This window comes from Bradyrhizobium sp. USDA 4011, assembly GCF_054063415.1.
Window position 1 is genome coordinate 5618776 of record NZ_JBSSGG010000001.1, and the last position, 23043, is coordinate 5641818.

Here is a 23043-nt window from a genome sequence, read left to right on the forward strand (position 1 = left end):
CTCAGGATTTCAGGCGATAATTTCCTCGCGTCAGAAATTCGATAAACCCTTGGTCACGCAAGAATTGAAGCTGCTGGCGTATCTTCGGCCGGACGTTTTGATTGCCTGGATATAGATCGCCAAGATGGCGCTCAAAGGCATAGACTTCGCCAAGGGTAAAGTCGCGCTTGCCCAGCGATTCAACGCATTTCATCACGTCGAGTAGCCAGCCCCGCGACTCCAGCGATTGATCTCTGAGAAAGAGCGTCTTCTGCCATTCCGCAAGAACAAGCTCCTTGTCGCGAATGATGCCGTTCTGGACGATGCGGATTTTCCCCGACTCCGGGATCTTCCCGAGCAGGATATTGGACCCGACCCACCCAGCGCGCCGGGCTGTCGCAGCCAGCGGCTTCCGCTCCTCGATGATGTCGTGCACGAAGAAGTGCTTCGGGACAATCAGCAAATTGACGACCGCAAACGTCTTCAGATCGTAGTTCATCAGTAGAAGGTTGGGATTGTTGCTCGCGGCAAGGCGCTCACATTTCGTCTTGTAGGCGCCATCAGCGACCTTCGGGCCGAACTTTCCTTTCTGGCTTTTTAGCTCGAACTCCTCGCTGCACGATCCACACAAGAAGTCGGCCACCGGGCTGTTGTTGGGAAATTGCGACATCTTCGCGGTGCCGCAATGCGGACAATAGGCCCAAGCCTTGACCCAGGCCTCAGTCCAGGCGCGAGCGCTTTGCGAGCCACTAGTGTAGGACGTTTGCGATTCTTCGAAGCCGAGTTTCATAGTACTTTTTGCGGCTATACAACCAGCGGGAGAGTAGGAGTATAATGGCCTAAGGGGTAAGGACAATGAGCTATCGATATTTGTCACTCGATTCGCTTGCAATTAATCGCGCCAATGACCGACATGGAGAGCTCGAAAATGAAACGGCTGCCATAGCGTGGCTATTCAACAACTTCGAATTGCACATGCGAAATCTCGCCAAAGATATTGTCGCGAATGCTCAGGTATTCGAGCCGCCGCTCGTCTTTCCCGACGGACAGCAGTTTGTGTTGTTCGATGGTAATCGTCGAATGACCTGTTTGAAGCTCTTGGAGAAGCCGAGAAGAGCTCCAACAACCGAGTTGCAGGACTTCTTTTCCGAGCAACGCTCTAGATGGCGCGGTGACTTTCCTTCAACGATCGAGTGTCAGGTGGAGACAGATCGTGACCGAATAGACGACATTCTGTTCCGTCGGCACACGGGGAGTCAGGGAGGGGTAGGCCAATCCACCTGGGACGATCGGATGAAGTCGAACTTCGTCAATCGTACTGGGATGGGTGGAGGTTTCAATGTCGCGGATGAAGTCGAAAGGCGGCTTGGTGAGGCGTCGATGCTGCCTCACAAGAAGATTCCGCGCTCCAATTTGAATCGACTGTTATCTGCGGAAGCGTTTCGCAACCGAGTTGGTTTCACGGGTGCTCGAGGGAAGTTTGAATTCACGCACGATGAGCCAGTTGTGCTTCGAGCACTTAGGCGTATAGCGGATGACCTTGCAAATCGATATGTAGTTCTGGGCGACATCTGGGACGTCGACGCGAAACGCTCTTATTTGGATCGCTTGGAAAGCGAGGGACTGCTGCCCACGGCGGCAAATTCGCTCGCGTCAAAACAGGAGCCAAGACAAGCCACCGAAAGGCCGGCGCTAACCCGACCAACGCGTGTTGCGAAGCCGCAAACTAGAACTGCGCTCATACCAAATGCGGTGTATCCGATCGCGTGGGCCGGAAGGCTTCAGCGGCATAGGGCAATATGGGAAGAATTGCAATTCCATCTGAACCTAAGTGATCACCCGAATGCTGTTTCGGTTCTGTTTCGAGTGCTCGTAGAACTTGCCACTGAGAACTACATTGAGCAAACGAAACTGGCGACGATTGCATCGAGCGATGCTCTTGCTAAGCGGGTGCTGAAGGTTGCCCAAGACTTGCAAGCGAACGGTAAGATTGATCAGAAATATTCTCAGCTTCTCAGCAAGTTTCCGCAGCATGATCAGCTTCTCTCTGCTGATACCTTGAACCGATACGTCCACTCTCCAAATTTTGCTCCTTCATCCGATCATCTTCGAGCGATGTGGGATTGGATGTCGGAGTACGTTGTTCATTGTCTGAATGCTTAGTTGGAGCTGCGTCTTCGCTGCAATTTCGTTGTGAGAGAAGCGATTATCGGAATTGACGAATACTAGAAATCTTGGGGAGAACAAACATGGCCGACGCTTTCAGAGTTAGATTGTGGGCTATCCTCGGCGAAGGCACGACAGGAAAAAGCACCGTCATTGGAGGTCTGATTTCTCAGACAGGGAGGGGCCCCGGCGGGCCGAGGCATATTTTGCTGCGTGGTGGGGGGACCCTTGAGCTGAACGCGCGGAGACAGTCGTTACAGGAAGCAAAGCGATCGCCGGAGAAGGTCGTGCGTGAAACTTTGGAGTTGGCACGCAAGCTCCAACGCCGCAAAGGTATTTCGATTGGATATCTAAATCTGCTTCTCGCGATCAGAACGGACTCAATCAATGGATTGCCGCGTGCAAGCGACTATCTCTCACACTTTGTTCGATCCGGATGGAGTTTGGAATCTCTAATCGTCTTGGACTACTTGGAACGGAGGGATGCTCTCTATTTCGATTTCGGCGCACCTCTTTACCCTCTGGTTAACGCAGCGAAGTTGGCGAGGGACCGCTCACAGCATGAAATGCTTGTGGGACGAGCCAGAAATCATTTCGGGTGGGCTTAGTGCCTTACCTTTTCTTCCACCCGCCGCGCTTGCCCGGCGCTCCCCCGCTCGACCGCGGTGCCGGCCCGAACTCCGGCCCCGACTGCCGGGAGTCGGTCGGCTGGATGATGCGGCTCGTCGTGCCGAACGGCTTTGCCGGCAGCGCGCCGCCCGGGCGGAAGGGCAGCGATTCCGGGCCGTGCATCTCGTCGAGATCGGGCTTGTGCACCCGTGAGCCGGACTTGCCGCCGCGGCTCGCCTTGAGCGAGGTCTGCGCGGGCTTGTTCTTCAGCGCGGCGACCGGCAGGTTGGCGGAGTCGCCGTATTTCCTGGTGCCGGCATAGGCGCCGGCCTGCCTCTGCACGTTGCGCTGCTTGGCGGTCGGGTCGTCGACCACGGCCATCTCGGTGGCGCGCAGCCGCTTGACCTCGTCGCGGAGCCGGGCAGCTTCCTCGAAGTTCAGATCGGCCGCGGCCTCGCGCATCCGTGTTTCGAGGTCGTTCAGCACGGCCTCGAAATTGTGTCCGATCGAGATCACGTCGTCGGCCATGCCGCCGTCGCCGATCTCGACCAGCACATGGTCACGCTCGTAGACCGAGTTGAGGATGTCGCCGATCGACTTCTTGACGCTCTCCGGCGTGATGCCGTGGGCCTCGTTGTACTCGACCTGCTTCTCGCGGCGGCGGTTGGTCTCGGCGATGGCGCGCTCCATCGAGCCGGTCATCTGATCCGCATAGAGGATCACCTTGCCGTCGACGTTGCGCGCGGCGCGGCCAATGGTCTGGATGAGCGAGGTCTCGCTGCGCAGAAAACCTTCCTTGTCGGCGTCGAGGATCGCGACCAGCGCGCATTCGGGAATGTCGAGGCCCTCGCGCAGCAAATTGATGCCGACCAGCGCGTCGAACGCGCCGAGCCTGAGATCCCGGATGATCTCGATGCGCTCGATGGTGTCGATATCGGAGTGCATGTAGCGGACGCGAATGCCCTGCTCATGCAGATATTCGGTGAGGTCCTCCGCCATACGCTTGGTCAGCACCGTGATCAGCGAGCGATAGCCTGCGGCCGCGGTGGCGCGGACCTCGCCGACGAGGTCGTCCACTTGCGTACGGGCCGGGCGGATGTCGACCGGCGGATCGATCAGTCCGGTCGGGCGGATCACCTGCTCGACGAACACGCCGCCGGACTCGTTGATCTCCCAGCCGCTCGGCGTCGCCGACACCGCCACCGTCTGCGGCCGCATCATGTCCCATTCCTCGAAGCGGAGCGGGCGGTTGTCCATGCAGGAGGGCAGGCGGAAGCCGTATTCGGCCAAGGTCGCCTTGCGGCGGAAGTCGCCGCGGAACATGGCGCCGATCTGCGGCACGGTGACGTGGCTCTCGTCGGCGAAGATCAACGCGTTGTCGGGCACGTATTCGAACAGCGTCGGCGGCGGCTCGCCGGGGCGGCGCCCGGTGAGGTAGCGCGAATAGTTCTCGATGCCGGCGCAGCTTCCGGTCGCCTCCATCATCTCGAGATCGAAGGTGGTGCGCTGCTCCAGCCGCTGCGCCTCCAGCAGGCGGCCCTGGTCGTTGAGCTGGTCGAGCCGCATCTTCAATTCGCTCTTGATCGACTTGATCGCCTGCACCAGCGTCGGGCGCGGCGTCACATAGTGCGAATTGGCGTACATCTTGATGAATTCGAGCTCGTCCTGCTTGTGGCCGGTGAGCGGATCGAACTCCTCGATGGTCTCGATGGTGTCGCCGAACAGGTTCACGCGCCAGGCGCGGTCTTCATAGTGCGCCGGGAAGATGTCGATCACGTCGCCGCGGACGCGGAAGGTGCCGCGGGTAAAGTCGGCCTGGGTGCGCTTGTATTGCAACGCGACCAGGTCGGCGATCAGCTGCCGCTGGTCGATGCGCTCGCCCTTCTTCAGCGCGAAGGTCATCGCGGTGTAGGTCTCGACCGAGCCGATACCGTAGATGCAGGACACCGAGGCGACGATGATGACGTCGTCGCGCTCGAGCAGCGCGCGCGTCGCCGAATGGCGCATGCGGTCGATCTGCTCGTTGATCGAGGAATCCTTCTCGATGTAGGTGTCGGTGCGCGGAACGTAGGCCTCCGGCTGGTAGTAGTCGTAATAGCTGACGAAATACTCGACCGCGTTGTCGGGGAAGAAGCTCTTGAACTCGCCATAGAGCTGCGCGGCCAGCGTCTTGTTCGGCGCCAGGATCAGCGCCGGGCGCTGCGTCGCTTCGATCACCTTGGCCATCGTGTAGGTCTTGCCCGAGCCGGTGACGCCGAGCAGCACCTGGGTGCGGTCGTTGCGGTTGATGCCCTCGACCAGCTCCGCGATCGCGGTGGGCTGGTCGCCCTTGGGTTCGTAGGCGGACTTGATCTCGAACCGCACGCCGCCTTCGGATTTCTCCGGGCGCGGCGGCCGGTGCGGGGTCCACACCCGCATCGAGCCGTCATCCCTGCGGAATTCCGGGCGGCCGTCGCGGATCAGGTTTTCCAGCGCGTCGGCGGTCGCCTTGACGCCGAGCGCCTCCATCTTGCTGCGCGGCGGGCGGGCGAGGGCCTCGTCATCGTCCTCGGCGGTCGGCAGGCCGAGCTGCCGCGCCAGTTCCGGATCGAGCGTCGGGATGGTGGCCGAGGTGCCGTAATTGGCCTGCGGCGCTTCCTCGAGGCCGGACGCGTCGCGCCTGGCGACGTCCACGCTGGTCTCGCGCGTCGACGCCCGCGCGCGATGCGCGGCGGCCTCGCCGCCGGCGCGACGGTCCCAGGAATTGTCCGGCGGCGGCTGCAGGCCGGTGCCCGAACCCATGCCGGCATCGCCGCGGTTGATCGCGGGATTGAGCAACTCAGCCAGCGCCGGTCCGATCGGTTGGACGTCGGGCCGGTGTGCCTTGGATTTGGGAGATTTGCCGGGCTTTTTCGGAGTGTTCGGTGTCTTCGCCATGCCGGGAATATGGGACGAGTCCGGCAGCGAGAAAAGGGCAATCGACCGCTGGATTGGTGCACAGATGAGGCTGCTGACAGCAGGGTGTCAGCAGCCGGCGCCGTCGCGGCCGTCAGGCGCGCGGCAGGTCGACGATGTCGAGATGGATCCCGCCGCAGCCGTCGCAGCGCATGGTCCAGTATTCGGCGGCGCGACCAGGGATGACGCGCAGCAGCGAGAGCGGGGCGGCGCATTCCGGGCAGCTGGTGCTGACCTGCGCCGGCCAGACCGGATCCGGCTCGCATTGCGGGACGATCGCGACCACGACGTTGCCGGTCACTCCGACGGCATTGTCATGCCATATCGTGGTGGGAACCGGTCGATAGTCCGCTTCGCGTCGTCGATCGCCGCATCCGGATCGGACCACGCAAAGCCGATGTCGAGCATCGGAAACGGCATGCCATCGATGACGACCGGCCTTTGATCGACCCGTTGAATCCTGGCGTGCCATTGCCCCTTCCCCATCTCGAACGACTTGATCTCAAAACCGCTGTAAATCATGGCGACCTCGTGCCCGTTCTCATAGGAAGCATGGGCGCGCGGCGCCTAATGTGAACCAGATCACAAGTCGCGCGGTTTATTTCCAACGGGCCAAGGAGTTCCAGCTTTTTGTTTGACGCGGTTTCTTCAGGCGAACCGCACCAACGCCCTAACGCATGATGAGATTAGGTCAAGCTCGAGCGGCATCGAATGTTCACCTCTCCCTTGGGAGAGGTCGATTTGCGCAGCAAATCGGGTGAGGGGTTACGGTTTATCGAGAGAGCAAGCGCCCTCACCCGGATTGCACCGGACGATGCTTCGCATCGCCGAGAGCAATCCGACCTCTCCCCGACGGGGAGAGGTGGCCTGAAATCGCGGCAAGCCGATTCAACCCAATCTCATCAAGCGCTAGCCGCGGGCGGCGATGTGATCGGCGAGCACGGCCGCGTCGTCGCCGACGCCCGACAGGAACGAGGATTTCATCTTCGACAGCCATTGCAGGCCGAGAAAATACAGGCCCGGGACGTCGGAGACGCCATGACGGTGTCGTGGTGCTCCATCGGCGTCCAGCACCGGCATGTCGATCCAGTCCAGATCGAGCCCATAGCCGGTGGCCCAGATCACGCTGCTGATCCGCTCCGCGCGCAGGTCGATCGTGCGCAGCGGCGCAGTGAGGGACGGCGGATCGGGCAGGCGGAGGCGCGCCAAGGGATCGTCGGGATGCTCGAGGCCGCGTGCCGCGACGAAGTCGTCGACGATTCCGAGGAATGTCGCGTAGTAGGCGTCGCCATTGGCGATGTTGGTGGCGAGATCGGGCGCGATCTCGAGCACGCCGTCGCGCGCCGCCGTCACGCGGCCGAGCAGCGCCACGCCATCGGCGGCGAAGCGGCGGAAATCGATGGTGTGGCCGCCATGGGCGCCCGTAATCACCGGCAGCAGGCGCGACGGGCCGCGCTGTTCGACCGGCGTCTCGTCGACGCCCATCTCGGCCAGCCACCAGAACAGGTCGCGGCCACGATAGCGGCGGGGCAGGCGGTTGTGACGCCCGACCGAGAGGAAGACATTGCGGCCGGCGCGCACCAGCTCTTCGGTGATCTGCGCGCCCGAGGCGCCGGCGCCGATCACCAGCACCGCGCCGTCGGGCAATTGCGCGGGATTCTTGTAACCGCTGGCGTGGACCTGAAACAGGCCGGGATGACCGTCCAGCACGTCGGGCCGCAGCGGCCGCTGATAGGGGCCGGTGGCGATGACGACGTTGCGGGTGGTTATGGTGCCGCCGGCAAATTCGGCGAGGAACCCATCGGCGTCGCGGCGCAGCTTGGTGACCTCGACGCCGCAGCGGATCGGCGGCGCGACGAAGGCGGCATAGTCCTCGATGAAGGCGATGATGGAGGCGGTGTCCGAAAAGCCGTCGGGATCGCTGTGCGGAAACGCAAACTCCGGCAGCCGCACCGACCAGTTTGGAAACTGGAACATCAGGCCGTCCCAGCGTTCGCTGCGCCAGCGCTCGGCGATCCGCCGCCGCTCCAGCACCAGATGGTCGATGCCGCGCTGCTTCAGCCGATGGCTCATGGTGAGCCCGGCCTGGCCGCCGCCGATCACCAGCGTGTCGATGCTCTCGTCAGGCATTGCGCGCTCCCTTGCGGCGCGCGGCGGGTTCCGCGGCGGCGCGGATGATCCAGCGCCGGAACGCGGCGAAATCGCGCTGCTCGGCGTGGAAGCCGCGATAGACCAGATACCAGCGCATGCCCTTCGGTACGCCGAGCGCAAACGGCGCCACCAGCCGACCGGCGGCGAGATCGTCGTCGATATAGGGCCGGATGCCCATCGCGATCCCGAGCCCATCGCTCGCTGCCTGCAGCGCCTGGCCGTAGAACTGGAATTCCGGCCCGCGCGCCGTCAGGCGCGGCACGCCCGCGGCCTTCAGCCAGGACGGCCAGTCGTCCGGCGAATGCGCGACGCGGATCAGGCTCGGCCCCTTCAGGTCGCCCGGACGCTTGAGGGTGTTGGCGAGCCGCGCGGTGCACACCGGCATCAGGTCGGCGGCGAACAGCGGCTCGGCGACGAGCCCCGGCCACTGGCCGTCACCGAGCTGGATGCCGCAGCTCCAGTCGTCGGCGAACGGCACCGCCATGCCGCCGGTCGTGATCCGCACCTCGATGTCGGGCTCCGCTTTGCGGAACTCGGCGAGGTGGGGGATCATCCATTTCAGCGCGAAAGTCGGGCCGACGCCGACGGTCAGCACGCGCGCGCTCGCCGACGCCGTGACCTGCGCGGTGAGGCTCGCCAGCGCGTCGAAGATCGGCGTCAGCCCGCCCTGATAGGCGCGGCCGGCCTGTGTGGTGACGAGGCGATTGGCCTTGCGCTCGAACAGTGCGACGCCGAGCCGCTCTTCCAAGAGATGCACCATCCGGCTGATCGCGGCGGCCGAGACGTTGAGCTCGCTGCCCGCCGCGGCGAAGCTACCGGTCCGCGCCGCGGCCTCGAATGCCTTGATGCCGTTGAGAAAGAGCAGCCGCCGCATGAACCCTCAGGAAAACTGATGCAAGGGCAAGATAACTCAGTTTGCCGGCAGAGGCCAAGCAGCGCAGAAATACCGGAGACGTGAAGCCCTGCTGACCCCGGCGAGGAGCAAATGAGTGAGACCACAGACGCCCTGGTGCTCGATCTCGTGGAATGGGTCGCGCGCGAGCCGCGGCCCTATGCCGAGGTGCTCGAGGTCTGGCGCACCTCATGCCCGCGGCTGACGATCTGGGAAGACGCCGTCGACCGCGGCTATGTCGCGCGCCGCCCCTCGGTCGAGGGCATGCGGGTGATGGTGACGGAAAGCGGCGAGACGTTTTTGCGCGCGCATGGGCGGATGCATTGAGAACGTCTTTCTTTGCCTCTCCCGCTTGCGGGGGGAGGCCGACGCGCGCAGCGCGGCGGGTGGGGGTGCTTCCACATCAAGATTCCGACTCGTGGGGAGAGCCCCCACCCCGACCCTCCCCCGCAAGCGGGAGAGGGAGGCAGTCCCGTTGCAGCACTAGCGCGCCGGCGCAGCGAGCCGTGGCCGGATGATCTCGACCATGCGGTCTGCCGATGTGCCCGGCGGAAAGAACCCGAGATAATTGCCGTCGCGGTCCATCAGATAGATGTAGGCGGTGTGATCGACGGTGTAGTCGCCGGCGTCCTTCAGCGGCACGCGGGCATAGTAGACCTTGTAGGCATCGGCGACCTTGCGGATCGCCTCACCACTGCCGGTCAGCCCGATCAGCCGCGGGTGAAACAGCGGCACGTACTCCGCGAGGTGGGCCGCGGTGTCGCGCTCGGGATCGACCGTGATGAAGATCGGTTGCACTTGATCGCCGTCAGGACCGAGCTTGTCGAGCGCCAGCGCGATCGCCTGCAAATCGGTCGGACAGACGTCGGGGCAATAGGTGAAGCCGAAATAGATCAGCATCAGCCGGCCGCGGAAATCGCTGTCGGTGCGGACATGCCCGGCCTGATCGGTCAGCGCGAACGGGCCGCCGACCGGCTCCCTGTTCCACATCAGGATGTCCATGATCTCGGCGGCCGAGCGCGCCGATTGCGCCGGCGCATCGCCGGCCAGCGCCGGCGCCAGCCACAGGCCGGCGCAAGCCAGGGCCGCGCCAGCGCATGCAATGACGCGCAGGATCGGCGCGATCATATGCCGAAGGAGAGGCGGCTGCCGGTGGTGGTGACCAGCACCTTGTCGCCCATCTGCGCGGTGGCCTCCTGCACGAAATTGAGCCCGGAACAGTGCATCGGGACCACCACGTCGGGATCGAGCTTCTTGATCTCGGCGACCACCTCGGTGAGGTAGTCCTTCGGCGCCGGTCCGAGATGGAAGCCGCCGACGATCGCGTGCACCTTCTGGATGCCGGAGACCTCCTGCGCCTGCTTCACCGAATTGACGATGCCGACATGGCCGCAGGACGAGATCACGACGAGGCCGAAGTCCCGCACGTTGAAGCAGGTGGCGTGCTCGTGGATGTGCTCGTCGGGCACGATCTTGCCCTCGAGCTCGGCCGGCAGATAGTGGCTGGCGTTGCAGCCGAGCCCGTCCTTCATGCTGAACTCGACCCAGGTGTTGGGCAGCACGCGCTCGATGCTGCGGCGGTTGATCTTGCCGGTGGTGAAGGCGTGATCGGCGATCACGGTCGGAGATTCGCACAGCACCGTCGTGATGCGTTGCGCCGCGAGCTGGCGCCGATCCAGCGTGCCGAAATCGGTGAACTGGCCCTTGGTCGGCGTTGCGCTGACCCGGTGGCAGAAATTGTCCTCGCCGCCGGCATAGAGTTTCACGTCGGCCGGCAGCTTGTCGCGGAATTTGTCGAGGAAGCCGTTGAGGCCGCCGAAATGGTCGTAATGCCCGTGGCTCACGATCAGCGCGTCGATCTTGGCCGGATCGACGCCGACCAGCGCCATGTTGTTGAGCAGCACGTCCGGCGTGTAGCCATAGTCGAGCATCAGCGTACGCTGCGCGCCCTTGGCTTCCGACTCCAACCACAGCGACAGGCCCCATTCATTGTGCAGCGACTTCTGGTAGTCCGCGGTGCGCGGCGGCGGCGCGATCGTGACGCCGTTCGCCTGCTTCGGCTTGAAGAACAAATCGTAGCTGGAATCGACCAGCACGCGGATCGAGAGCTTGTCGACGGTCGGCACCTCGATCGGCGCCGCCCTCGCGATCTCGACACAGGAGAATGCACCCGCGGCCGCGGCGCCAGCCAGTGCCGCCGAACCCTTCAGAAAGTCGCGTCGTGCCAGATCCTTGATCATCGCAATTCCTCCCGCTGCAAATGTCGTCAGGGAAACAAACAAAACTATTTGCGGAGCCTATTCCCAATCGTGGACCCGCTCAATCGGCTCATCACAATTGCGCGCGAATGGGGGTGCCGGGCATTGACTTGGCATCCGGATTATTCAAATTCATGCAAACGCATCTTTCGCCGCGCAACATGTCCGACAACAGGATCACGCCCATGATCGATCTACACTACTGGTCCACGCCGAACGGTCACAAGATCACGATGTTCCTCGAGGAGACCGGCCTCGAATACAAGATCTTCCCGGTGAACATCGGCAAGGGCGATCAGTTCATGCCGGACTTCCTGCAGGTCGCGCCGAACAACCGTATTCCGGCGATCGTCGATCACGCGCCGAAGGGCGGCGGCAAGCCGATCTCGTTGTTCGAATCCGGCGCGATCCTGCTCTACCTCGCCGAGAAGACCGGAAAGTTCCTGGCCGAGGATCTCTACGGCCGCTATGACGCGATCCAGTGGACGTTCTGGCAGATGGGCGGGCTCGGGCCGATGGCCGGGCAGAACCATCACTTCCGCAACTACGCGGTCGAGAAGCTGCCTTACGCGATCGATCGCTATGTCAACGAGACCAACCGGCTCTACGGCGTGCTCAACAAGCGGCTTGCCGACCGCGAATTCATCGCCGGCGACTATTCGATCGCCGACATGGCGAGCTATCCCTGGGTCGTGCCCTACAAGAACCAGGGCCAGGAGATCGACGACTTCCCGCATCTGAAGCGCTGGCTGGAGACGATCGGCAAGCGCCCGGCGACCGAGCGCGCCTATGCCAAGGCCAAGGAGGTCAACCCGAACTTCGGCCAGCCCGCGATCCGCACCGAGGAAGAGCGCAAGCTGCTGTTCGGGCAGACCGCGGCGGTGGTGCGGTAGGGCGCAGGTCTCCTTCGCCGTCATTGCGAGGAGCGAAGCGACGAAGCAATCCATGTTTCGCCGCGTGGGGACATGGATTGCTTCGCTTCGCTCGCAATGACGGGTGTGGTACCAGCGGAGCTCACGCTCCCACATACTTCGCCGGCCGCCGCTCCTTCCACGCGGCGAGCCCCTCGGCGAGGTCGCGGCTCGGCACCAGCGCGGCGAACTGCTCGCTCTCGACCAGCAGGCCCTCGGCGATCGGCACGTTGAGCCCGCGCGTCACCGCGGTGATGGTGCCGGCGACGGCACCGGGCGAATGCCTGACGATGCGGCCGGCGAGCTCGCGCGCGGCGGCCAGCAATTGATCGTGCGGCACGATCCGGTTGATCAGCCCGATCTCGCGTGCGTGCTCGGGCGGGAACGGATCGCCGGCCAGCAGCAGCTCGAGGGCGCGCTTGCGCCCCGCCAGCCGGGGCAGCCGCTGGGTGCCGCCGAAGGTCGGGGGCATGCCGAGCTTGATCTCGGGTTTTGCAAACAGCGCGCGGTCGCTGGCAATGGCGAGATGCACGGCTTCGGTAATCTCGCAGCCGCCGCCGAAGGCGAGCCCGTTGACCGCGGCGATGACAGGCTTCTTGAACGCCTCCAGCCGCGCGGTCATGGCCTGGCCGCGGCGGACGAAGTCGCGCACTGCGACCGCGGCGCTCTGCTTGACACTTTCCGAAAATTCCTTGATGTCGGCGCCCGCCGAGAAGGCGCGCTCGCCGGCGCCGGTCAGGATCACGGCGCGCACGCCAGCCTCGCCCTCGATGCGGTCGAGCGCCGCCATCAGCTGATCGATCAGCTGGTAATTGAGCGCGTTGAGCTGGGCGGGGCGATTCAGGGTGATCAGGGCTATCCCGTCGTCGATTGCGAGCAGGATGGGGTCGGGCATGGTGAATCTCCGGCACGGGTGTTCGTGGCGCCGAACCTAGAGGCTCCCGGAATTTGTGTATATTCACTGGTGAGTATACATACGACGGATGCCGAGACCCTCCGAGCCAACCCGCGCGCGCATCGTCCAGGCGGCGAATGCGCTGTTCTACAATGAAGGCATCCGCCGCGTCAGCCTCGACGAGGTGGCCGCCAAGGCCGGCCTCACCAAGCGCACGCTGTATTATCACTTCAAGAGCAAGGACGACCTCGTCGCCGCCTATCTCGCCGCGCGCGACCAGCCCAATCTCGCGCTGTTCCGGACGTGGTTCGCGGAGGCCGAGGGCGGGCTGCCGGCGAAGGTCCAGGCGATCTTCAAGAACCTTGCGCGCTCGGCGCGGCATCCGAAGTGGAAAGGCTGCGGCTTCCTGCGCACCTCGGCCGAGCTCGCCAACATGCCCGGGCATCCCGCGATCCGGATCGGCGCCGCGCACAAGAAGAAGTTCGAGGACTGGCTGCGCGCGACCTTCGCGGAGCAGGGCATCGCCGATCCTCTCAAACTGGCGCGGCAGGTATTGCTGCTGCTGGACGGATCATTCGCCGTCGTGCTGCTGCACCGCGACGCCAGCTATATGGAGACGGCGGGCGAAGCCGCGCGCTCGCTGATCGAGACGGCGCTGAAGAAATCGGGACGAAAGCGGGGGGTAGGGCCCGAGTTGCATTCGGGCAACATCATTCGGAAAGATGGGGCGTTAACCTTCATTCGCCATTGCGCGACCACGCCCTGAGCAGACAATCCGCATCGTCACATGCTTGCAATCTTGGCTCCCGAGGAGCCCGTGGAGGCTGGGATGATGAACTCGCGGCGGGTGCGGGCGGCGGCGTTGGGCGGGACGGTCGTCGTTCTGTCGGGCTGCATTGTCTCGTGGTTTGCGGCGTCCGGTTCGGCTGGCATCGAGAAGATCGGTGCGTCAGTCACCGATGCGTCAGTCACCGATGCGTCAGTCACCGGTGCATCAGTTGATGAGCCCCGCGCACCCGCTGTCGTCGCCGATGCCGTATCGGCGATATCGCCGGCAACTGCCACGTCGAATGCTGCCGTCGATGGCTCTCATGCCGTGACCATGAGCGAACAGGAAGCGGTGGCGACCGCCCATGCTGTGCCGACCGCGCACGAGACGGAACCTGTCGTCGAGGCCGCGTTGACCGATCCGGCGCTGCCGGACATCCAACCGCTGCAGGCGCCGGCAGCGAACACGCCGGATCCGGAGCCTCGCGTGGTCAAGCCGGCGGTGGACTCCGTCCAAATCCTCGACGAGTGCTGGGACGTCAATGCCTGCATCGATCGCTATCTGTGGGCGCTCTACCAAAGGACGCCCAAGGAAGACACCATCAAGGTGCCGGAGCAGCGGCAGGTGACGGTCAAGAGAAAGAAGAAAATGGTGACGGTCACCAGAACCTTCACCAGGCTCGTCGATGAGGATTTCGCCTGGAAGGACACCAAGGCGGCCGAAAGAGCCGGCATGCCGATGATGGACTACGTCATGGGGGGCGTCGATCGGAGCTTCAAGCTGAAGCTCTTTCGGGCGCTTCTCGCGGCGGAACAGGCCGGACTGTCGCCCGGCATCACCAGCGCTTTCCGCGATGACTACCGCCAGTCGATTGCAAGCGGGCTGAAGGCGGCCAGCAACAAGTCGTATCACGGCGGCAGCTTCCGTGGCGGCTACGGCCATGGGCTCGCGGCCGACATCGTCAGCATCGACGGCGCGACTCGCGACGACCGTTGGAAATCGTCGGAAAGGCTCTGGAAATGGATCGACGCGCAAGGCAAGGAGTTTGGCGTCGCGCGCCCCTATCTCGATTTTGACCCGCCTCATCTGGCGCCGATCGATGGCAAGGAATATGCCGCTCACCGCGGTGGCGAAACGCGGCGCGCGGCGACGGACGCGAAGACACGCAGCCGCGACGCAGCGCACGACAATCGCGCGGCGGTGAAACGCGCAAAGACCGCGAAGTCATCGAAGGTGCGAACGATCTGAGCGGGTTCGCGATGGTTCGTATGGTGGGTTAGCCCACCGGGTCTGCGCAAAAAGCACGGTCCGATGACGGCTCCGGCGTAACCCGCCAGCGTCGTACCCGAAATGCTCGGAACGGCTAAAGCGCGCCGCGCTCCTGCAGCAGTGCCAGCACCGCATTGAGGTCCGGCAGCACGGCTGCGCATTTCGCGCGGGCCGCTTCGGTCGGCGGTGCCATGTCCGGCACCATCAACGTGATCGCGCCGGCGGCGTGGGCGGCGGTGACGCCGTGGTTGGAGTCTTCCACTGCGATGCAAGCCGCCGGCGTCACGCCGAGCCGCGCGGCGGCCTTCAAATAGAGCGCCGGATCCGGCTTGCCGTGCGTCACGTCGTCAAGCGTCAGCAGCGTCTCGAAGCGGCCGCGAATGCCGGCAAGCGTCAGGTTGCGCTCGGCCGAGCGGCGCGACGACGAGGTGACGATGGCCATCGGTCGCTCCGCGGCGGCGATGGCGTCGAGCAGATCGAGCGTGCCTGATTTGAGGGGCAGGCCCGAGCGCATCATCCGATCGCGGTGTTCGAGGAAGGCCTGGTTGACGGCCTCGAGCGGAAACGCCGCGCCGTAATGATCGCGCAGCATCGCTTCGCAGACCGGGCCGGGGAGCCCGACCATGGCATGGCACAGCGCGACGACGCCGTCGGCGTAGCCGCAGGCATTCAGCGCCGCGACCAGGCTGTCGAAATAGACCTTCTCGGTGTCGAGCAGCGTGCCGTCCATGTCGAGCAGGATGGCGTCGACGGTCCAGCGTCCGTTCACGTGGTGCTCACCGCGGCTTGCTGGTCCGCCAGTTTCCGCAGGCATGCGGGGCACAGGCAGTCGCTGCCATCGCCCGGCATCGGCAAGCGGAAGCTCTCGTCGGAACACCAGCACGATCCCGCGAGCGAGCAGGAGAATTCGCTACCGCATGCCGTGCAGGCAAGCCGGCGCGGAGAGGCTGGTTCGGAACGATCGTGTGACGTGAGGTCCATTCTAACCGCGATTTAATGCGCGAATTAATCTCGGGTTCATCCCGGACCGCGCTATGATGCCGGGCAACTGATATAGCCGGGATCGGCCGTTAATGGAATTCTGATGGCCCGTGATTCGCAAGCCGCGCTGATTGCTCTCAACCGGTTTGGATTTGGCGCCCGCGGCGGGACGGCCGGCGACTTCATCAACGCGGCCGCCGATCCGCGCGGTTTCGTGCTGGCGGAACTGGCGCGTCCGAACGGCGCGCTGCTCGAAGTGCCGGGCCTGCTCTCGACGCCGGAGCTCGGCAAGCAGGTGTTCGACTATCAGTTCGAGATCAAGCAGGCGCGCGATGCCGCGAAGGCGGCGCAGCAAGGCGCGAGCGAGATGCCGCCGCAAGGGGCGGACGCCAAGCCGCAGCAGCGGCGTAATCTGTCGCTGTCGTCAGCCGCCAAGGAAATCGCCGGGAAGGATCCGACGATGCAGCCGCAGGCGGCCGACAGCGCCAATGCGGCGACGATGCAGCCTCCGACCATGCAGCCGCCGGCTGGTCCACCCAAGCCGCCGGCGCAGCCGCTCAACATCATCCAGAAGACGTTCCGTGCCGAGGCGCTGGCGCGGCTGCAGCGCGGCGTGGTCGCCGATTGCGGCTTTGTCGAGCGGCTCGTGGTCTTCTGGTCCAACCACTTCTGCATCTCGGCCAACAAGGGCGCGCTGGCGCGGATGTGGGCCGGCTCGTTCGAACGCGAGGCGATCCGCCCGCACGTGCTCGGCCGCTTCGGCGACATGCTGAAGGCTGTCGAGCAGCATCCGGCGATGCTGTTCTTCCTCGACAACCAGCAATCGCTCGGGCCGGAGTCGCGTGCCGGCATCAATCGCAACCGCGGCCTCAACGAGAATCTGGCGCGCGAGATCATGGAGCTGCATACGCTCGGCGTCGGCGGCGGCTACACCCAGGACGACGTGACCGCGCTGGCGCGCGTCATCACCGGCTGGACCTTTGCCGGCCGCCGCGGCCAGCTCGGTGCGCCCGGCAGCTTCGTGTTCAATGCCAATGCGCACCAGCCCGGGCCGCAGCAGGTGCTGGGCAAGACGTACGCGCAGGCCGGCCTCGCACAGGGCGAGGCTGTGCTATCGGACATCGCGCGGCATCCCTCGACAGCGAAATTCATCGCGACCAAGTTCGCCCGTCATTTCGTGGCCGACGATCCGCCGCCAGCGCTGGTGGCGAAGCTGCAGGACACCTTCACCAGGACCGACGGCGATCTCAGGGCGCTCGCCACCGCGCTCGTTCGGTCGAACGAGGCGTGGCAGGCGCCACTCACAAAGATGCGCTCGCCTTATGAATTCCTGCTCGCCTCCGGCCGGCTGCTGGCACGCAATCCGGAGGATCCGGGCCGCTACCTCAACGGTCTCAACGTGCTCGGCCAGCCACTGTGGTCGCCGGCCGGGCCGAACGGCTTTCCGGATACCGCGGCGGCATGGGCCGCGCCTGAGGGCATCAAGCTCAGGCTCGACATCTCGGCGCAGCTTGGCTCCCAGCTCGCCGACCGGTTCGACCCGCGCGACCTGCTCGAGTTGATTGCGGCTGATGCCGCTTCGGTCGAGACGCGGCGCACGATCGAGCGCGCGGAATCGCGGCAGCAGGCGCTGGCGCTGCTGCTGATGTCGCCGGAATTCCAGAGGAGATGACCATGGATTGCTCCGAGAGCTTGATGCTGCAGGCGACATCGCGGCGCGCGCTGCTGCTCGGTGGCGCCTCCTTCGCGGCCTGGGCCTATCTGCCGAAATTCGCGCGCGCCGCCGATGGCCGCGATCCGCGCTTCGTCACCATCATCCTGCGCGGCGCGCTCGATGGCCTCGCTACCGTGGCGCCGGTCGGCGACCCGGATTATGCCGGCCTGCACGGCGCGATCGCGCTGAAGGCCGATGGGCCGAACGCGGCCGTGATGCTCGAACCCTTCTTCGGCCTGCATCCGGCGATGCCGGAATTCGCGCGGATGTATCGCGCCAAGCAGGCCGCGGTGGTTCATGCGGTTGCGACCTCCTATCGCGATCGCTCGCACTTTGATGGCCAGGATGTGCTGGAGAGCGGCTTCCCCGGGCCCGGCCGCGTGCAGTCCGGCTGGCTCAACCGCGCGCTCGAAGCCTTGCCGAGGGGTGAGCGGGTGACGAGCGCGCTTGCGGTCGGCCCGACCACGCCGCTGGTGTTGCGCGGCGCAGCGCCGACCGTCGGCTGGGCACCGACCGCGCTGCCACAGGCCGCCGACGACACCGCGATGCGGCTGCTCGATCTCTACCAGCACCGCGATCCGACGCTGGCGAGCGCGCTGACGCAGGGCTTGCAGCTCGAGAGGCAGGCGCAGGGCAGCGAGATGAAGCCGCAGCCCGGCGGTGGCGGCGTCGCGGCGATGCGGCTGGTGGCGCGCGGCGCCGCCAAATTGATGGCGTCAGATGACGGCCCGCGGATCGGTGCACTGGCCTTCGATGGCTGGGATACGCATGCCAACGAAGGCGGGCCGGTCGGCCGGCTCGCGCAGCTGCTCGGCGGTCTCGACGGCGCGCTGGCGGAATTTCAGAGCGGCTTAGGTGCGCGCTGGCGCGACACCGTGATCGTGGTCGCCACCGAGTTCGGCCGCACCGCGCGCATCAACGGCACCGAGGGCACCGACCACGGCACCGGCACGGTCGCGCTGCTCGCCGGCGGCGCGGTGAACGGCGGCCGGATGATCACCGACTGGCCGGGCCTGAAGCCGGCCAATCTCTACCAGGCCCGCGACCTCGCCCCGACCACCGATCTGCGCGCCGTGATCAAGGGCGTGCTGCACGACCAGTTCGGCCTCGGCGAGCGCGTGCTGGCCGACGCCGTGTTCCCGGACAGCGCCCCGGTGAAGCCGATGAAGGGGCTGGTGGTGTAAGCGGCCGTCACATACTCGGTGTCGTCCCGGGCAAGCGAAGCGCGAGCCGGGACCCATATGTGGACGGCCCCCGTGGCACAAGAGCTTTCTGGGATTGATCGGATCGCTTGCATCCATATGTCCGGCCTGTTGAGTGCGATCGAATGAATCGCTGGCCAAGATGGTTTGCGCGATGCGAGTTCCAAACAACCACGCGACCTGTTGACGGCCGATGGGTCCCACGGATTGTCTCGCATCGTTGCTCGATCGATCGCTCCATCTGCTCTTGCAGCTCCGGTCGGTCGGTCGGCGAGCGAGCCCGCCGGCCGGCCAATCTGTTAAGCGGTACCCGTCGTAGCGGCATTCAGCCGTGCGGCGTCATAACTCTCACCCGTCACCATCAGCTTCCAGGCGATGCGCGCCACCTTGTTGGCAAGCGCTACGGCCGCAAGCTTCGGCGGCTTGCGCTTGATCAGCGCCAGTAGCCAGCGCGAGTGATGACCGCGTCCGCGCCTGGCCTGCTGGATCACCGCCGTGGCCCCGACGACCAGCAGACGGCGCAGGTCCTCATCGCCCGCCCGCGTGATCTTGCCAAGCCTGGTCTTGCCTGCGGTGGAGTGGTCCTTGGGCGTGAGGCCGAGCCAAGCCGCAAAGTGACGACCTGAGCGGAACGCGGCCGGATCAGGTGTCTTCATCACCAGCATCGTTGCAATGATCGGACCGATCGACGGAATCTGCGCCAGGCGCCGGCCCGTGGCATCGCCGCGGTGCCAGGCCATCAGCTTGGCCTCAACCGCCTCCAACTCGTCCTCGAGCCTGACGCACTCCCGGCCCAGCATGGCAAACAGCTCGCGCGCCAGAGCGGGAAGCGTCTCGTCCTGCGCGATCCGCGCCAGCAGCGGTTCGATCGCCTCCAGCCCCTTGGGCGCGATCAGGCCATACTCCGCCGCATGGCCGCGGATCGTGTTGGTCAATTGGGTGCGCTGGGCGATCAGTCCGTCGCGGACCCCCATCAGCATCAGCGCAGCCTGCTGCTCGGCGCTTTTCACCGGCACAAAGCGCATGCTCGGCCGGCTCATCGCCTCACACAGGCCTTCTGCGTCTCGCCCGTCATTCTTGTTCCGCATCACGTAGGGCTTCACCAATTGCGGTGCCATCAGCTTCACCTCATGGCCCAGCCTGGAAAGCTCTCGCGCCCAATATTGCGACGCCCCGCAGGCCTCCATCCCGATCACCGTCGGCGGCAATTTGGCGAAGAACTCCAGCACGAGTTTGCGCGAAAGCTTCTTGCGTAAGACCGGCTGCTCGGACGCATCAACCCCATGCAGCACAAAAATATGCTTCGACGTATCCATCCCAATGCGGATAATCTGGTTCACGGACGGCTCCCATGTCTGAGATTTGTAACAACCTCATTCTGGCACACTGATGCCGTAGGGGGCCGTCCACACCATCAACCACAGTTGCGAGTTGCTGGAACGCGCTGGGGCCCCAGCGCAGTATCACCCCAAACATTTGCGGTTATGGGTCCCTGCTTTCGCAGGGACGACAGCGAGTGCTACTTCGTGATCCTGTCGATCTCCGCCATCTCCTCCGCACTCAGCTTCCAGCCGATTGCTTTCACGTTCTGCTCGATCTGCTCGGGACGCTTGCGCCGGCGATGACGCTTGCGACTTGCGGGCGGGCGGCGAGCCAGGAGAAGGCGAGCTCGAGCATGGTGTGGCCGCGCTCCTGCGCGAAGGCCTGCAGCTTCTCGACGATATCCTCGTTGCGCGGCGTGACGTAGCGGTCCTTCAGCGCCGGCGCCTTGGCGAAGCGGGTGTCGGCGGGCGCAGCAGTGCCGCGCTGGTACTTGCCGGTCAGAAGACCGCTCGCGAGCGGGAAGAACGGCAGCAGGCCGAGATTGTATTGCTGCGCGGCGGGCAAGAGGTCCTTCTCGATGCCGCGCACCACGAGGCTGTATTCGTCCTGGCAGGACACGAAGCGGTTCACGTTAAGCTCGCGCGCGACGTATTCCGCCTCCGCGATCCGCCACGCCGGGAAGTTGGAGTTGCCGATGTAGCGCACCTTGCCCTGGCGCACGAGATCGTCGAGCGCGCGCAGCGTCTCGTCGATCGGGGTCAGCGGATCATAATCATGCTGCTGGTAGAGATCGATGTAGTCGGTCTTCAGGCGGGTGAGGCTCGCTTCGACCGCCGACATGATGTAGCGCCGCGAGGCGCCCTGCTTGGTGCCGTCGGTCGCCATCGGCTTGGAGAATTTCGTGGCGAGCACGATGTCCTTGCGGCGATCGCCCAGCACGGTGCCGAGCACGGTCTCCGAGCCGCCCATGCCGGCATAGATGTCGGCGGTGTCGAACAGGGTGATGCCGAGATCGATCGCCTTGTGGATCACCTTGCGCGAGGTTTCCAGGTCGGTGCGCTGGCCGAAATTGTTGCAGCCGATGCCGACCGCGGACACGCGCAGGCCGGAGCCGCCGAGATTACGAATTTCCATGAGACGATCCTGTGGGATAGGCGAGGAATGCCGTGCATTGTGACAAGCACGCCGAGGGGCGGCAAGGTGCCGCCCTACCGCCGATCACGCATGGCACCTATCACGGACGGCAATGTCACAAAAAAAGCGGTCCCGGTCAGACGCGGCGACTGACGGGGACCGCTCGGGGGCGAAGATCTGAGACGGGGGGCCTGATCTTACGCAAGCGGAAGCCTAGCCGGGCTTTGTAACGCGCCGGTGACATCTCCATTCCATCCACAGGCCGCGCAGGCGCGCTCAGACGATCTTGCGATAGATGACGAAGCCGGGCTTGTCCGCGACCTTGTCATATAGCTGCATCGCGGTGTGGTTGGTCTCATGGGTCTGCCAGTAGACGCGCGGAGAACCCGCGAGCTTCGCCTGCGCGTAGACGCCGTTGATCAAGGCGCGGCCGACGCCCTTGCCGCGCGCGGCCTGGCTGGTGAAGAGATCCTGCAGATAGCAGATGGGCGCGATCGCCGTGGTCGAGCGGTGAAACAGATAGTGCGTCAGCCCGAGCAGCGTGCCGCCGGCGTCGGCGACCAGCGCATGCACCGGCTCGTAGGCATCGAAGAAGCGCTGCCACGTCATCGCGGTGATCTCGGGCGCGAGCGCGGTCGGTCCGGACCGTTCATAGAAGGCGTTGTAGCCGTCCCACAGCGGAAGCCACTGGGCGTAATCGTCGCGCGTGACGAAGCGGATGGTGACGTCGTCGGACATAAGCGAACCTTGGATGATCCCGCGTTGCACGATGCCTGCGCATCGCTCGCGACGTTTTAAAGCATGATCCGGAAAAGTGTGAAGCGGTTTTCCGAAAAGATCATGCTCAACAGGAGTCGCTATCGCGCGGGATCAATTGCCGACGCTGTCGCGCCTCATTCGGCGGCGCGCAGCAGCCGCGCCAGATGGCGTTCGCGCCCGGCGCGCTGCGCGCGATATTCGTCGGCCCTGGCCGGATCGTCGGTGTGCCGCACGAGGTCGGTCACCGGCGTATAGCTCAGCATGCGGCCGCCGTCCGGCAGCGCCGTGCAGCTGAAGCGCAGCACCTGGCCGTCGGCGAGATTGAGGTTGATCGGCGTGGAATCGCCTGATCGCATCATCGCGATGCGCTCGGCGATGAACGCGCTCAGCTCGTCTTCCGGCAATTCGTAGGCGCCGGTGTCGCGGCCATGATACATCAGCGCGACGAACGGCGGCTTGCTGTCGGCCTGCGCGTCTGAGAGCGCGAAATATTCCCGGAAGGCGCGGTTGATGAATTCGGCGCGGGTGTCGGCGTCGAGCAGCACGATGCCGATGTCGACCTGGTCGAGCGCGGCGGCGAGCCGCGCCGAGGTGGCGTGATGCTGCTGGTCCGCTGCAAAGGCGTCGATCCATTTCTGCCGCAGCATTCCGGTGATCAGGGCGGTGCCGGCCGCGGTCGCGGCCAGCATCAACATCCGCGCGACGTCGGCGGCGTCGTAGCCGGGCAGCGCGCGATGATCGAGGAAGAACAGCGCCGAGCCGGCCACCGCGATCGCGGCGGAGACCAGTCCGGAGCTGATGCCGCTGATCGAGCTCGCCAGCGCAACGATGCAGACGAATAGCGGCGCGGGATTGGGGACCGCGACGACGAGACGATCGATCAGGAAGGCGGCAAGCGCCGTGATCGCCGTCAGCGCCGGACCTGAAATTCCACGCCAGTCGAACCGCATGCGCGTTCTCGTTGTCTGTCGAACACACGATAAAGCCGCAGTTTGACGACAGTGCCGCAACGGCGCCGGCATTTCGGTCCCGACCGTTAAGCGGGCCTTGCGCCGGCCGAACCAGCTTTCGCTGCTTTCAAATCAAATGATATGCAG

The 23043-nt window shown here is 64.7% G+C and carries 20 protein-coding genes and 1 pseudogene; 7 read left to right on the plus strand and 14 right to left on the minus strand.

The window, feature by feature from the left end; genetic code table 11:
• Nucleotide 1: 1 nt before the first annotated feature.
• Nucleotides 2–769 (minus strand): DpnI domain-containing protein, encoded by a 768-nt coding sequence (locus ACVW1C_RS26430; protein WP_456760901.1) that lies wholly within the window; start codon nucleotides 767–769, stop codon nucleotides 2–4.
• 65 nt (nucleotides 770–834) lie between these two features.
• On the opposite strand from ACVW1C_RS26430, the gene ACVW1C_RS26435 reads away from it, so the two are divergent.
• A complete protein-coding gene (locus ACVW1C_RS26435) occupies nucleotides 835–2142 on the plus strand; it encodes a hypothetical protein (protein ID WP_456760902.1) in 1308 nt (435 codons plus the stop codon).
• A gap of 615 nt (nucleotides 2143–2757) precedes the next feature.
• On the opposite strand, the gene uvrB is transcribed toward ACVW1C_RS26435, so the two are convergent.
• From uvrB to ACVW1C_RS26460, 5 genes are all read right to left on the minus strand, one after another.
• Entirely contained in the window at nucleotides 2758–5670 is a 2913-nt protein-coding gene (uvrB, locus tag ACVW1C_RS26440; protein WP_456760903.1) for an excinuclease ABC subunit UvrB, read from the minus strand.
• Between the two features lie 112 nt (nucleotides 5671–5782).
• A complete protein-coding gene (locus ACVW1C_RS26445) occupies nucleotides 5783–5989 on the minus strand; it encodes a hypothetical protein (protein ID WP_456760904.1) in 207 nt (68 codons plus the stop codon).
• Nucleotides 5986–6210, minus strand: coding sequence for a hypothetical protein (locus tag ACVW1C_RS26450; RefSeq protein ID WP_456760905.1), 225 nt, complete (start codon nucleotides 6208–6210; stop codon nucleotides 5986–5988). Before ACVW1C_RS26450 ends, ACVW1C_RS26445 begins: the two co-directional genes overlap by 4 nt.
• Before the next feature lie 387 nt (nucleotides 6211–6597).
• Nucleotides 6598–7818 (minus strand): NAD(P)-binding domain-containing protein, encoded by a 1221-nt coding sequence (locus ACVW1C_RS26455; RefSeq protein ID WP_456760906.1) that lies wholly within the window; start codon nucleotides 7816–7818, stop codon nucleotides 6598–6600.
• A complete protein-coding gene (locus ACVW1C_RS26460) occupies nucleotides 7811–8713 on the minus strand; it encodes a LysR substrate-binding domain-containing protein (RefSeq protein WP_456760907.1) in 903 nt (300 codons plus the stop codon). Before ACVW1C_RS26460 ends, ACVW1C_RS26455 begins: the two co-directional genes overlap by 8 nt.
• Before the next feature lie 111 nt (nucleotides 8714–8824).
• Here ACVW1C_RS26460 and ACVW1C_RS26465 point away from each other — a divergent pair, with 111 nt between their 5' ends.
• Nucleotides 8825–9058, plus strand: a complete 234-nt coding sequence (locus ACVW1C_RS26465) for a hypothetical protein (RefSeq protein WP_456760908.1) — start codon at nucleotides 8825–8827, stop codon at nucleotides 9056–9058.
• 156 nt (nucleotides 9059–9214) lie between these two features.
• On the opposite strand, the gene ACVW1C_RS26470 is transcribed toward ACVW1C_RS26465, so the two are convergent.
• Both ACVW1C_RS26470 and ACVW1C_RS26475 read right to left on the minus strand, forming a co-directional pair.
• Nucleotides 9215–9859 carry an SCO family protein gene (locus tag ACVW1C_RS26470; RefSeq protein ID WP_456760909.1) on the minus strand — a complete coding sequence of 215 codons (645 nt, stop codon included), beginning with the start codon at nucleotides 9857–9859 and terminating at the stop codon, nucleotides 9215–9217.
• Entirely contained in the window at nucleotides 9856–10971 is a 1116-nt protein-coding gene (locus ACVW1C_RS26475) for an MBL fold metallo-hydrolase (RefSeq protein ID WP_456760910.1), read from the minus strand. Before ACVW1C_RS26475 ends, ACVW1C_RS26470 begins: the two co-directional genes overlap by 4 nt.
• 203 nt (nucleotides 10972–11174) lie before the next feature.
• Between ACVW1C_RS26475 and ACVW1C_RS26480 the strand changes: the two genes are divergently transcribed.
• On the plus strand, nucleotides 11175–11882 hold the full coding sequence (locus ACVW1C_RS26480) for a glutathione binding-like protein (RefSeq protein WP_456760911.1): 708 nt from the start codon (nucleotides 11175–11177) through the stop codon (nucleotides 11880–11882).
• A gap of 121 nt (nucleotides 11883–12003) precedes the next feature.
• On the opposite strand, the gene ACVW1C_RS26485 is transcribed toward ACVW1C_RS26480, so the two are convergent.
• Nucleotides 12004–12795, minus strand: coding sequence for a crotonase/enoyl-CoA hydratase family protein (locus ACVW1C_RS26485; RefSeq protein WP_456760912.1), 792 nt, complete (start codon nucleotides 12793–12795; stop codon nucleotides 12004–12006).
• 88 nt (nucleotides 12796–12883) lie between these two features.
• Here ACVW1C_RS26485 and ACVW1C_RS26490 point away from each other — a divergent pair, with 88 nt between their 5' ends.
• Nucleotides 12884–13561, plus strand: coding sequence for a TetR/AcrR family transcriptional regulator (locus ACVW1C_RS26490; RefSeq protein ID WP_456760913.1), 678 nt, complete (start codon nucleotides 12884–12886; stop codon nucleotides 13559–13561).
• Nucleotides 13562–13627: 66 nt separating this feature from the next.
• Nucleotides 13628–14812, plus strand: a complete 1185-nt coding sequence (locus ACVW1C_RS26495; RefSeq protein ID WP_456763178.1) for a peptidase M15 — start codon at nucleotides 13628–13630, stop codon at nucleotides 14810–14812.
• Nucleotides 14813–14927: 115 nt separating this feature from the next.
• Here the strand turns inward: ACVW1C_RS26495 and ACVW1C_RS26500 are convergent, their stop codons facing one another.
• Nucleotides 14928–15602, minus strand: a complete 675-nt coding sequence (locus tag ACVW1C_RS26500; protein WP_456760914.1) for an HAD family hydrolase — start codon at nucleotides 15600–15602, stop codon at nucleotides 14928–14930.
• Nucleotides 15603–15917: 315 nt separating this feature from the next.
• On the opposite strand from ACVW1C_RS26500, the gene ACVW1C_RS26505 reads away from it, so the two are divergent.
• Both ACVW1C_RS26505 and ACVW1C_RS26510 read left to right on the plus strand, forming a co-directional pair.
• On the plus strand, nucleotides 15918–17486 hold the full coding sequence (locus ACVW1C_RS26505) for a DUF1800 domain-containing protein (protein WP_456760915.1): 1569 nt from the start codon (nucleotides 15918–15920) through the stop codon (nucleotides 17484–17486).
• Nucleotides 17483–18712 (plus strand): DUF1501 domain-containing protein, encoded by a 1230-nt coding sequence (locus ACVW1C_RS26510; RefSeq protein WP_456760916.1) that lies wholly within the window; start codon nucleotides 17483–17485, stop codon nucleotides 18710–18712. Before ACVW1C_RS26505 ends, ACVW1C_RS26510 begins: the two co-directional genes overlap by 4 nt.
• A gap of 317 nt (nucleotides 18713–19029) precedes the next feature.
• Here ACVW1C_RS26510 and ACVW1C_RS26515 read toward each other — a convergent pair whose 3' ends face one another.
• The 4 genes and pseudogenes from ACVW1C_RS26515 to ACVW1C_RS26530 form a co-directional block, all read right to left on the minus strand.
• On the minus strand, nucleotides 19030–20070 hold the full coding sequence (locus tag ACVW1C_RS26515; RefSeq protein ID WP_456760917.1) for an IS110 family RNA-guided transposase: 1041 nt from the start codon (nucleotides 20068–20070) through the stop codon (nucleotides 19030–19032).
• 179 nt (nucleotides 20071–20249) lie between these two features.
• Nucleotides 20250–21187 (minus strand): annotated as a pseudogene (locus ACVW1C_RS26520) (aldo/keto reductase).
• A 276-nt stretch (nucleotides 21188–21463) separates the two neighbouring features.
• Nucleotides 21464–21925 (minus strand): N-acetyltransferase family protein, encoded by a 462-nt coding sequence (locus ACVW1C_RS26525; RefSeq protein ID WP_456760918.1) that lies wholly within the window; start codon nucleotides 21923–21925, stop codon nucleotides 21464–21466.
• 155 nt (nucleotides 21926–22080) lie between these two features.
• Nucleotides 22081–22896 carry a PAS-domain containing protein gene (locus ACVW1C_RS26530; RefSeq protein ID WP_456760919.1) on the minus strand — a complete coding sequence of 272 codons (816 nt, stop codon included), beginning with the start codon at nucleotides 22894–22896 and terminating at the stop codon, nucleotides 22081–22083.
• Nucleotides 22897–23043 lie beyond the last annotated feature (147 nt).